Origin of the sequence: Streptomyces spirodelae (assembly GCF_017676385.1) — a bacterium.
Lineage (GTDB): Bacteria > Actinomycetota > Actinomycetes > Streptomycetales > Streptomycetaceae > Streptomyces > Streptomyces spirodelae.
Genome location: NZ_JAFFZN010000028.1, coordinates 94,624 through 105,842, shown reverse-complemented (window position 1 = coordinate 105,842; position 11,219 = coordinate 94,624). Strand labels below are relative to the sequence as shown.

Here is an 11,219-nt window from a genome sequence, read left to right as displayed (position 1 = left end):
CCCCACCCGCTCCTTCGCTGTGCGTACTTCGCGCACATGGGCCCAGAGATCGAAGTCGGCGGGGGAGACGTGGTGCTCTACCGATTGAGCTACGGACACCGTGGCGTCCGACGGGACTCGAACCCGCAACAACCCCATTAACAGTGGAAGTATCCCCTGCCTGCGCACCTGGGCCGCATGGCCCGCCCCACTGTAGTCGTGCAACGGTCCCGGCTCGCTCGATTTTCGCGGGCAGTGCCGTCCGGACCCGAGAGGGGGGTGTCAGGTGTGGATGGCGAGCTTGAACTGCGCGTGGACCAAGTCCCGTCCGGACGCGTCGTTGTGGGCCACGCGGAGGGCCAGCGGTACGTCCGGGTGCACGAACAGCTCATGGTGCTTGGTGAAGCACTGCATGCCGGGGGAGGGGCGCCGGTGGTCCGTCGCGGTGGTGTCCACCGGTCGGTCGGTGAGGCCGAGGGGGTCGCGTACGACCTGGTCGCGCAGTTCACTGTAGTTGCCGGGTTCCCACTGGATCATGGCTGTGAGCACGCCCCAGCCATCCGTGGAGGGCCAGATCAGCCCGGAGCGGTCGTCTCTGCGCCAGTTGGTGACCTCGTAGCCGTCCGGCTGCCGCACCTGGTGCATGCCCTCGCCGTCGTACGACTCGCCTCCGCCGAAGGGGAAACGGACCACGTGGTACTCCCCGTCGGCGGGGATTCTCTGGTTCTCGTTCCTGATCAGAGAGCACACTGGTATAGGCATCGACTCGTTCCCTCCTCGCCGTTCGGGACCCGTTGCCGGCAGACCGTGGCCTTGGCCGTCCGTGGGGTAGGAATGCGCCGTCACACGGTGTGTGGCGATGGCCTGAACCGTGCAACCGTCGCGCAGCTTGAATACCCACCCGTGGCCGGTTTCCAGCCACCCCGGGGACAGTTCTCCGACGCGGATTCCGACTCCTGCCGGGCGGCGTGGTGAACTGCCCGTATGGCGCCGCTGCTCCACCGCGTCCTGGACGCACTCGACCGCTTCAACGCCGCACACCCCTGGGACCACAACGCGCACTACCACGGCTGGATCCTGCGACAACTGCCCCGGCAGTTCGGGCGTGCCCTGGACGTCGGCTGCGGCAGCGGCGATCTCGCCCGGCTGCTGGCGGCCCGCGCAACCGGCGGCGTGGACGCGATCGACTCCGATCCGGCGATCATCGCGCGGGCGCGGGAGTCGACGCCCGCGGCTCCGGTGACCTTCACCCTCGCGGAGGCCCCTGCCGGGTTGCCTACCGGTCCGTACGACGTCATCACCTGCGTCGCTGTCCTCCACCATCTGCCCTTCGCCCGCACACTCGCCCGCTTCCGCCAACAACTGGCGCCCGGAGGAACGCTGGTTGTCGTCGGCTGCGCACGCGCGCGGACGCCCGGCGACCACTTGCTCGCCGCCGTCGCCGTTCCGTTGAACGCCGCTGTCGGCTGGTGGCGGAACAGGGGCCGTACCGCGCCGCGTCCGCAGTCGATGACCGCCGTGACCCGGCCCCCGGAGATGGGCTTCCCGGAGATCGTCCGGGAAGCCCGCCGCGTGCTGCCGGGCGTGCGGGCGCGCCGTCGGCTGTTCTGGCGCTACACGCTGGTGTGGCGCGCCGACAACTGACCACGGCACAGCGGCACAGCACAGCGGCACGGCCCGCTCCGGCCGATCGCGACCGCGCCGTCAGCGCAGGACGACCGGCAGTTCGCGGTAGCCGTTGATGCCCAGCGAGGGAACCCTGGGCGCCGGTTCCGGGGAGAGCGCCGGCTCCGGGAACGTCTCGAACAGCCGATGCAGGGCGATCTCGGCCTCCAGCCTGGCCAGCGAAGCGCCCGGGCAGCGGTGCGGTCCGACGCCGAAGGCGATGTGGCGGGAGGCGTTCGGACGGTCCGGTGCGAAGATCTCCGGATCGGGGTCGGGGAAGGCGTGCGGGCAGCGCTGGATGGCCGACAGCGGCACCAGCACCGCCTCGCCCTTCCGGATCACCTCGCCCTCCACGTCCACGTCCTCGGTGGCGTAGCGGAACATGATGTTGCGGCTGGGGGACTCCCAGCGCAGTGCCTCTTCCACGATGTCGGGCCACGGGTCCTCGCCCGCGGCCAGCCGGGCCCTGGCGGTCTCCAGCGTCCGGGGGTAGGTCAGCAGCCCCCTGACGGCGTGGCAGATCAGATTGGCCGTGGTCTCGTGGCCGCCGATGACCGTGACGACGAGGTTTCCGATCACCTCCGCCTCGGTCAGTTCCCCCTCGTCCATGGCTGTGACCAGTTCCATCGTCAGATCGTCCTGGTCGCCGCGGGCACGCTTCTGCTCGATCAGCGACATCAGCGTCTCCGGGAAGCGGTGCGCGACGGTGTTCTGCACCTCTTCGACACCGGCCCCGGAATTCATCGCCGCGGCCGACAGTTCGCGCAACTCCTTGCGCAGCGTGCCGTCCTCGGGAACGCCGAGCAGAGAACAGATGACTTCCAGTGGCAGCGGCAGCGCGAACCTGTTGTGCAGGTCCGTCTCCTCCCCGGCCGGTACGGAGGCGAGGTCTGCCAGCAGCCGGTCGGCGATGGCCTCGATACGGGGACGCAGCGCCTGCACCCGGCGGGGCGAGAGGGCGCGTTGGATGGGGAGCCGCAGTCGCCGGTGGGTCTCACCGTCCGTCGTGAGCAGGCCCTTGCCCTCGATGATGAACAGCAGCGGCCAGTCGGCGGGTATCTCCCCGCGCGTGTGTGCGCCCCAGTGCCGGATGTCCTTCGAGAAGCGGGGATCGCCCATCACCAGGGCTCCCCCATCCCTGGTGGTTACCGCTTTGGCCACCACGCCACCAGGGAGCGCCACAGTGGCAACCGGCCCTGCGGCTCGGAGGGCTTTGCCTTCGGTTCCGTGGAGATCGGCCGGGGCGGGTTCGAGATAAAACTCTGCTGTGCTGTCCACTGATGTCCATTCGTCAAAGGCATGGGAGGGAAGGGGAAGGTCACCGGAAGCGCGGTGGGGGTCCGGGCCATGTAGGGCAGATCCCAGGTCAGCCTCTCCTTGGGAACAGCCAGCCGGAGGCCCGGCAGCCTGTTCCACAGGACCTCCAGTCCGGTGCGGACGATGAGGGTGCCGAGGTCGGGCGCGGGGCATCCGTGCGCGCCGGCGCCCCAGGCCAGATGCGACCTGTTGGTACGGGAGACGTCGAAGCTCCCGGACAGCATCGTCGGGTCAGCACCGGTCGCACCGAGACAGATGATCGCCATGTCACCGCGGTTGACGGGGTACCCGCCCAGCATCGTGTCCTGGGTGGCCCACCGGCCTATCAGGTTCTGGATGGGGGCGTTGACCCACATGACGCGGTTCATCGCCTCCTCCATCTGGCAGCGCCCGGCGACGACGTCGGCGTTCAGCTCCGGGTTGCTCAGCAACTCCAGCACCGTGTTGCAGATCCACGTCGTGCTGCCCCCGCGCCCGGCGACGATCTGCAGCCACACGTCCTCGCTCAGCTCGTGAGTGTCCAGCTCCGACTGCGAGTGCCGGTTGAAGTGGTGCATCCAGGAGACGAGATCGGGTCCCGGGGCGCGCTGCTTCTCCTCGACCAGGGCCCGCATCCGGGAGTCGAGTTCCGCGGCGGCACGCTGTGCGCCCGGCCCGCCGCTGAGCATCTCGTGGATGGCGTTTCCGGTGGCCAGCGCGCTGCCCTCGTCCATGCCCATCAGCCGCATCATGACCAGCAGCGGGAGCTGCAGCGCGTACTGGTCCAGGATGTCGACCTGGTTCCACTCCGCGGGTCCGCCCTCGGGGGAGAAGGAGGCGATGAGTTGCTCGGCGAGGTCCTCGATCAGGTCGCGGGTGCGGAGCAGGTTGAGCTCGGCGAGCGCCTTGTTGCCGGGGTGGGAGAGGCGTGTGTGCTCCATGCCTTCGGCGTAGAGGCGGCTGCGCCGGTAGGCCAATTGGGGGATCAACGGGTGTGGGGGGAGGGCGCCTTCGGCGAAGTCGCGGTACCAGCGGGAGTCCCGTGTCCACACCTGCCCGCGGTTCTGGAGGATCTCCAACTGGTAGGCGTGGTCCAGGACGAGGTATCCGCGGAAGGCTCCGGTCTCCTCCAGCGCCACAGGGGCCACGGGCCCGAAGGTCTTGCGGAGGCTTTCGTAGTAGGAGATCGGGTCGCTGGCGAAGTCCTGGCCGTAGAGCGGGGCGGTGCGTGCGGGCCATGGCGTACGGACGCGCGGCCAGGCTTCACCAAGGGGGTTTGTGGAGGCGTTGGTTGGCACAGCGATCATCCTGTAGTGCGGTGTTCGCCGGAGGCAACCGTCAGCCGGATTCCGGACGGTGATCGGAGGCCGGGAGGTGATCCGACGTCAGGTACCGTCCGGCTGCTGCAGCGGTGGGCCGACGGTGACCGTGACGCGCCCGCTGTCGTCCACTGGCCGGCCTCAGGGCCGGCCGGCGAAGTAGACGGCAGCCACCTGACGCAGTCGCGGCCGGGAGAAACCGGCGCTGTCGTCCGCGCGTTCAACGACGCGGACCTTCCATCGCGGTGCGGTCTTGTCCAGCAGGGGTGCGTCCCCGCCCTCGACGAGTAGCTCGGCGGGTGATCCGTCGGAGGCCGGGCAGCCGTACCGGCCGGTGAGGCCGTCGGGGAGTGTTGCCGCAGGCCCTCCCCACCGAGGGGTGCACAGTCTGCCGTCGGTCAGTTCGACGGCCCAGGGAACGACCTGGTCGCGTGGCTTGGGCGCAGTCCGTGGGAGGGCGGCGTCCGAACGGTACTCGCGCAGCCGCTTGCCCTTCGGGGAGCCGCAGAGCACCTTGGTGCGGTCCGTCTCGATCCAGCACGCCTGTGCGCTCAGGACGTTCGGCGAGCAGGAGACGATGTCGCGGTCGACGGCGAAGGCGGAGGCTGAGCAGCTTTGGACAGAAGTCCCCGGCTCCGACTCCACGGTGTAGCCGGGGCGGGGAGCACCCTGGGCTCCGACCGGCACGACCGTGACCGTCCGGGTGCCGCCGCCGGAGGCCGGGCCCCGATCGTCCGCAGGCCCGGCGAGCAGGTGGCCGACCGCGCCCCCGGCCGCCCCGACGAGGACCGCCGCAGCGGCTCCCGCGAGGATGCGGCCGCGACGCCCTCTGGGCCGCAGTCGGTCCGGCGGCCCGTCCCGGTGCCCGGCGTCGTGCCCCACCGGTGCCGTACCTTCGATGACGTCGCTGATGGCGTCACGGACGGGCCTGAGGTAGAGGGCGAGTACGAGTGCGGGCGCCCACCCGGCCTTCAGCGCGGTGCTCTCCCGTCGGCAGATCTCGCAGGCGCGGCAGTCGGCGGAGGCCGTGCAGCCGCTGGTGATCCGCTCCGGCTTCCTGACCCCGCATCCCTGGCAGCAGGCGCATCGCCCGCATTGAGCGCAGTTGTACGTGTGCTTGACGACGTGGTCGCGCAGCGGCGCGCTGAAGCCGGGGGGATGTGCCGCGACGATGCCGTCGAGCAGGGCACACAGCGTACGGTCGTTCTGAACGAGCAGATAGGCGTGGAAACCCTCGGCGAGGACTGTCTTGAGCGCGGTGGCGCGGTTGTTGATCGTCTTCGGGCTCGGTACGCGGCGCCGCAGCGGGCCCTCGGCCGCGGTCGGGGCCGCTTCCGTGGCTCCCGTGCCGCCGTCGGTCGGACTCCCGGCCGCATCTGTCCGGGCACCGGACACCGGCGCCATCCGCGTGACGATCTCAGCGGGTGTGAGTTGCTCCTGGAAGTACCACTGGTACAAGGAGCGGTCCTGAGGAGCCAGGGTGGCCGCCACCTCCGCGATGACGCGGCGGGCCTGGAAGAGGCGGACCGGATCGTCTGCCGGACGCGGCCGGTCGGGGTCGTCGAGCGGATGGTCGTCCAGGGACTCGTCCTGGCCCAGTGACCTGCTCCGCTCGGCCAGTCGGCTGCGGTTCGTGAAGTGCCGGCGCAGTCGATTTCCGGCGACCCCGGTGAGCCAGGCCCCGAGGCGGTCGGCACGCGGCTGCGCCTCCGCGTCTTCGGACAGCAGTACGGCGATGGCGTCCGCGAACGTCTGCTGGGTCAGCTCCATCGCCACATCGGCGTCCCGCACCCGCCGCGTCAGATACAGCAGCACGTCCTGATAGTGCCGGTCGGCGATCGCCTCCAAGGCGTCGGTCCGGTCCGCCGGGGTGCTGGGCCGGCGTACGCGCGCCAGCAGTTCCGCGTCGTCGGCCTGCGGCCGTGAGGAAAGGTCACGGTCCGTCACCCACCGGCCCCCCGAGCCTCCGGGCGGTCGTCGGACAGCCCCGGGTTCCGAACTGGTGGGCGGCCGCCGAAAAATCTTCGACGAATTTCCGCCCGACTCCGGGAAAACCCCGGCCTTCGTGCGCCGGGCCTCCGTAAGCCGATCCCGGCCGTCCAGGAGGCTCCCGTGGCACCCTTCTCGCTCTCTCCCACCACTCTGTTGGAGCTGCTGGCCCGGTGCGGTCCAGCAGCTGTGGCGGCTGCGGCCCTCACCGTGGTTCTGCCGGCGCTGCTGTGGCAGACCGCGCAGAGAATGCTGTTCCGCCGCCAGGCGCGTGCCCTTCCGCTCCGGTTTCTGAGGGGCGTACGCGCTGGTGGCGGCGTGGCACGTGACATGGCGCTGTGCCGCCGCCTGCTCGCCAACCACCTCCGGACGCTGGAGGACCACGTCAGGGCGGGAGGGCCGACCCGGCTCTCAGCTCCCTGTCTGTCCAGGAGGACTGCCGCCATGTGCACCGTTCTCACCACCGTCCTGGCCGGATACTGGGGTGCGGCGGGCCTGTTGTGCGGCCAGGCGCTGGTGGCGGCAGCGGTGGTCGTCCGGGTCGCCGCCGCCTACGCGGAGGCCGCCACCGCGCTGCGGGGCACTCTCCGGCAGTTCGAGGCGCTGCTCGGCAGTGACGATCCCGAACGCGGCGCCGCCTTGCTGCGGGTGGTTCTCGAAGCGGATCAGGGAGTTCTCGACATTTTCGCACCGACCGGCACCCGGCCCACCTCCTCCACCCGTGTCCGTCGCAGCCGCCGCACCGGCCGCCGTACCAGCCGCTGACCGGCAACGGCCGGGTAAACAGGCACACCGGCATCGGTTCACACGGGCGAACCGATGCCGGTGCGGCTGCCTCTCACGGTATGCGGCAGTCACCTGTCTGTGCAGGTCTTTGAGCGGGAATCATTCGCCCCGCCTGCCCCGCAACCCACCGACTGGAGACGGGAGTTACAGGTGGGGGCAGTGGTAATGGGACCGGCCCCGCGGTTTCCCGTCCGGTCGGGTGCCGCTCGGTGCCGTCCGGCGGTGTCCGGCCGTCTGGTGGTGTCCGGTCCTGGCCGGGGCCGGGAGCGGTCCCGTGCGGTTCATACGCCCGCGACCGACTGGATCCAGGAGCGGTACTGGGTGACATTCGTGTACGCCGTGGTGGTCTGCCGGTCGCTGGTCGACGCCACGCCGACCTGGACGCCGTTCGCCATCATGGGGCCGCCCGAGTCGCCTCCGGCGGTGATGCCGTCACCGCGCCGTGCGCAGATCGCCGAGCCGTTGTAGGCGTCCCGGCAGCCACCGGTCACGGTGACGTTCGCGTACTTCAGGTAGCGCGACTGGCAGTTGATCTCCTGACCGCAGCGGGATGTCGCGCCCCAGCCGTACACCTGCACGGTCTGGCCGACCGAGACCGAACCCGGCCGGCCGAGGGAGGAGTAGGTCGTCGAGACGGACCGGTCGAGACGCACCAGGGCCAGATCCGCCGACGGGTGGGTGTACACCTGCGTTCCGTAGGCGGTGGTGCCACCGCTCGTCTGGTCGAGGCTGCCGATCCGGAAGGAGAGCTGCCCGCCGCTCACACAGTGCTTTGCGGTGAGAATCCAGGTGGGGGCGATGATGGTCGAGCTGCACGTCTGTCTCCCCCCGGAGAACAGCCGGGCCGCCCAGGGGCCGCTCTGCGCGTAACCCCCGCCGATGATGGGCCGCTGCTCACCGTCCGGGGCGTGCTGGACGGCTGTGACGGCGACGGACGTGCTGCCGGGACCGGCACCGGTGCCGGAACCCGAACCCGCTTGCGAGGAGCGGCTCTCGGCCGCCGCGGTGGTGCTCAGCGTGAGAGCCGCCAGCAAGGCGGCTATGAGTGTGGGGAGTAACCTGGTGATTCGCAAGATTCCTCGTTTCCGAAGACGCGCGACACAGCGCGCGTGGCGTCCAGGGAAGTACCAGGTTTCCGGAATCCAGCAGATTCGGGTAATAGCATTTTCCCCATAACACGTGATGATGGGGGAGAGCCCGAATTCGCTCCCGATGGTCGATGGCCCGCCCCTGCCTCAGGCCGCGGTCTCGGTTGGCGCCACCATTCCCTTTCCTGCGCGGGAAGAGACGGCAAGGCAGCGGGTGGCCGCCCCGGGACGGTCAGCGGGCCGGCGGTTCCACCAGGCCCGACTCGTAGGCAAGGACGACGAGTTGGGCGCGGTCGCGGGCGTTGAGCTTGGTCATGGCCCGGTTGACATGGGTCTTCGCGGTCAGCGGACTGATCACCATGCGGTCGGCGATCTCATCGTTGGACAGGCCCTGCGCGACCAGGACCACGGACTCGCGCTCCCGGTTGGTCAGCTCCTCCAGGCCCTTGGCCGCGTCCGCGCGGAGCGGCTGGGCGACATAGCGGCTGATCAGCTTTCGGGTGATCGACGGTGCGAGCAGGGCGTCCCCACGCGCGGCGACGCGTACCGCGTGCAGGAAGTCCTCGGGAACGATGTCCTTCACGAGGAAACCAGCGGCACCGGCACGCAGGGCGTCGAAGACATACTCGTCGAAGCCGTAGTTGGTCAGAATGACGACATGCACCCCGGCCAGCGCCGGGTCCTTGGCGATGCGCCGGGTCACCTCGATACCGTCGACGACCGGCATCCGGATGTCGACCAGCGCGACATCCGGCAGATGCCTCCTGGCCAGCGCCAGCCCCTCGGCACCGTCGCCGGCCTCGGCCACCACCTCGATGTCGTCCTCCATGTCGAGCAGCGCGCGGAAGCCGCTGCGCAGCAGCCGCTGATCGTCGACCAACAGGACCCGGATCATGATGTCTGCTCCACGGGGAGTTCGGCCTGTACGGTAAAACCTCCATCGCCGCGCGGCTCGGCCCGCAGCCTGCCACCCAGCGCCGTGACGCGTTCCCGCATCCCGAGCAGCCCGACTCCGGGCACCGGAGCGGCGTCGGGTGTGGCCTTGCCGTCGTCGTCGATACGTATCCGCAGCGCGTCAGGACGGCAGTCGATTCGGACCGCGGCGTTGTCGGCGGCGGCATGCCGGGCGATGTTGGTGAGCGACTCCTGGACGATCCGGTAGACCGTCCGCTCCACTGCGACCGGAACGTCGACCGGCTGCCCTTCGACGGTCAAGGTCGCGTCCAGCCCGATACTGCGGGCCCGTTCCACCAACTCCGGAACGTGGTCGAGGCCACGCGGCGGAGCCGTGTCGTCGTCGCGCAGCGCCTCGAGAGTCGCACGCAGCTCCCTCGTCGCCTCACGCCCGGCCTCCTGAATCGCCAACAGTGCCTCCGGCACCTGTTCGCCACGCCTGCGGGCCACATGGACGGCCACCTCCGCCTGCACCTTGACGATCGAGATCTGGTGGGTGAGGGAGTCGTGCAGCTCCCGCGCGATGTGCAGCCGTTCCTCGTCGGCGCGGCGCCGCGCGGTCTCCTCCCGGGTGCGCTCGGCCTCGTCGGCACGCCGCTCCGCCTGCCGGAGCGCCTCACCCGCGGCGCCGGCCGCGATCAGCCAGGCCACCTCCAGCGCGCCGCGGGCCTGCGCGAACGCCTCCCCGGTGTCGTGCAGCCCGGAAACGAGGGCGGCGACAGGCATGACGGCGAGCATCACGACGCTCGCCACCACGGTGAGGGTGCGGTGTCCCGCCCGTACGGCGGTGTACACAGCGAACAGGTACGCGACGGCAGGCACGTCGTAACCGGTCGCCTGATAGCCCACCGCGCACAGCCCGGTGACGGCCAGGACCGGGACCGGAGCCCGGCGGCGGGCGGCCAGCGCCAGGCCGCCCGCGGTCAACAGCGCGTAACCCAGCGGAAGGGGACCCGCGTCGGAGTGCCGCCCGGACAGCCCGGTGAACACCAGCGCTCCCGCCACACCGACGGCGATCACCCAGTCCCCGGCACCGGCCCGAAGCCTGTCTCTGACGCCGGCTCGGTATCCGGACCGTCCTGTGCTCATGCGCCGCACCCTAGCCGGATGCCGCCGTCGGCGACTCCTGCCGGCGGACCAACAATCGACTACCGCCGGGGCGGTAGCGGTGTGTCCGGATACGTCACCGAAAGCAGCCGTGCGGCGCGCAGGCGGCGGCGTGACGTACGTCACGGGGAGCGGATGTCACAACGGGCGGCACCGGGACCGTCGAAGGGGTGTAAGCGTCGGACACCGCGAGGGAGCGCATCATGGAACCCCGTCTGAACCCGTTCACCAACCCGGTCCTGGGCAAGGTCTTCAAGCACGTCATCGCTGCGGGCAAGGTGCTCGAGGAGTCGACCCTGCCCGCCTCGACACAGGAGCTGGTGAAGCTTCGCGCCAGCCAGATCAACGGCTGCGGTTTCTGCACCGACATGCACTTCAAGGACGCGGTGCACGCCGGAGAGTCCGCCGAGCGCCTCAACCTGGTCGCTGCCTGGCGGGAGGCCACGGTCTTCACCGAGGCGGAGCGCGCGGCGCTGGAGCTGACGGAGGAGGCCACCCGGATCGCCGACGCGGCGGGAGGCGTCCCCGACGAGGTCTGGGAGAACGCGGCCAAGCACTACGACGAGGACCAGCTGGGCGCGCTGGTGGGCGTCATCACCATCATCAACGCCTTCAACCGCGGGAACGTCATGCTCCAGATGCCTGCGGGCGACTACCAGCCCGGCCAGTTCGGCTGACCGGTCCCTCCCGGGGCCGTGGAATGGCGCAGGAGCGCGAGGAGGAAGGGGGGGGCGAGGGCCGGGTGGCCCGCGCTGGGGCCGGCGGCGAGGCGGGTCGGCCGTCGTCGGGGGCGTAACAGGGGGCGTCTCCGACGAGGCCGGCCGCCGCCCGTTCCGCGAGCGCGGTGTCGTCGTGTGTGGGCGTGGGCCACCGGGCCACCGGGACGAGGCCCCATCGGGCGGTGGCGCGCTGGAGCGTCAGCGGGGGTGCGCGGCTGCGGAAGTTATCCTTCCCGCACAGGAGTGCGGCTCTGTGGGCGAAGCCGGCAGAGGTACCGACAGGTGCAGTGCATGGACAGGGGTCCGTGCCCAGCGCA

At 70.4% G+C, this 11,219-nt stretch carries 10 protein-coding genes; 3 read left to right on the top strand and 7 right to left on the bottom strand.

The annotated features are described in order from the left end of the window. Positions 1-261 precede the first annotated feature (261 nt). Complete coding sequence (locus tag JW592_RS26195) at positions 262-741, bottom strand: hypothetical protein (RefSeq protein ID WP_209267701.1); 480 nt, start codon at positions 739-741, stop codon at positions 262-264. Between the two features lie 222 nt (positions 742-963). Between JW592_RS26195 and JW592_RS26190 the strand changes: the two genes are divergently transcribed. Then, entirely contained in the window at positions 964-1,623 is a 660-nt protein-coding gene (locus JW592_RS26190; protein ID WP_209267700.1) for a class I SAM-dependent methyltransferase, read from the top strand. A 60-nt stretch (positions 1,624-1,683) separates the two neighbouring features. Here JW592_RS26190 and JW592_RS26185 read toward each other — a convergent pair whose 3' ends face one another. From JW592_RS26185 to JW592_RS26180, 3 genes are all read right to left on the bottom strand, one after another. Further along, positions 1,684-2,805: a cytochrome P450 gene (locus tag JW592_RS26185; protein WP_307805552.1), complete on the bottom strand. Its 1,122-nt coding sequence runs from the start codon at positions 2,803-2,805 to the stop codon at positions 1,684-1,686. Further along, entirely contained in the window at positions 2,790-4,238 is a 1,449-nt protein-coding gene (locus JW592_RS32975) for a cytochrome P450 family protein (protein WP_307805551.1), read from the bottom strand. The genes JW592_RS26185 and JW592_RS32975 overlap by 16 nt, the downstream gene beginning before the upstream one ends. 162 nt (positions 4,239-4,400) lie before the next feature. Continuing rightward, positions 4,401-6,206: an RNA polymerase sigma factor gene (locus JW592_RS26180; RefSeq protein ID WP_209267698.1), complete on the bottom strand. Its 1,806-nt coding sequence runs from the start codon at positions 6,204-6,206 to the stop codon at positions 4,401-4,403. Between the two features lie 165 nt (positions 6,207-6,371). On the opposite strand from JW592_RS26180, the gene JW592_RS26175 reads away from it, so the two are divergent. Beyond that, complete coding sequence (locus JW592_RS26175; protein WP_209267697.1) at positions 6,372-7,013, top strand: hypothetical protein; 642 nt, start codon at positions 6,372-6,374, stop codon at positions 7,011-7,013. Between the two features lie 302 nt (positions 7,014-7,315). On the opposite strand, the gene JW592_RS26170 is transcribed toward JW592_RS26175, so the two are convergent. From JW592_RS26170 to JW592_RS26160, 3 genes are all read right to left on the bottom strand, one after another. Further along, positions 7,316-8,107 carry a S1 family peptidase gene (locus JW592_RS26170; RefSeq protein WP_209267696.1) on the bottom strand — a complete coding sequence of 264 codons (792 nt, stop codon included), beginning with the start codon at positions 8,105-8,107 and terminating at the stop codon, positions 7,316-7,318. A 247-nt stretch (positions 8,108-8,354) separates the two neighbouring features. Further along, positions 8,355-9,017: a response regulator gene (locus JW592_RS26165; protein ID WP_209267695.1), complete on the bottom strand. Its 663-nt coding sequence runs from the start codon at positions 9,015-9,017 to the stop codon at positions 8,355-8,357. After that, the gene (locus JW592_RS26160) at positions 9,014-10,165 is read right to left on the bottom strand and encodes a sensor histidine kinase (protein ID WP_209267694.1); all 1,152 of its coding nucleotides are present in this window, start codon (positions 10,163-10,165) and stop codon (positions 9,014-9,016) included. Before JW592_RS26160 ends, JW592_RS26165 begins: the two co-directional genes overlap by 4 nt. Before the next feature lie 221 nt (positions 10,166-10,386). Here JW592_RS26160 and JW592_RS26155 point away from each other — a divergent pair, with 221 nt between their 5' ends. After that, positions 10,387-10,860, top strand: a complete 474-nt coding sequence (locus JW592_RS26155; protein ID WP_209267693.1) for a carboxymuconolactone decarboxylase family protein — start codon at positions 10,387-10,389, stop codon at positions 10,858-10,860. Positions 10,861-11,219 lie beyond the last annotated feature (359 nt).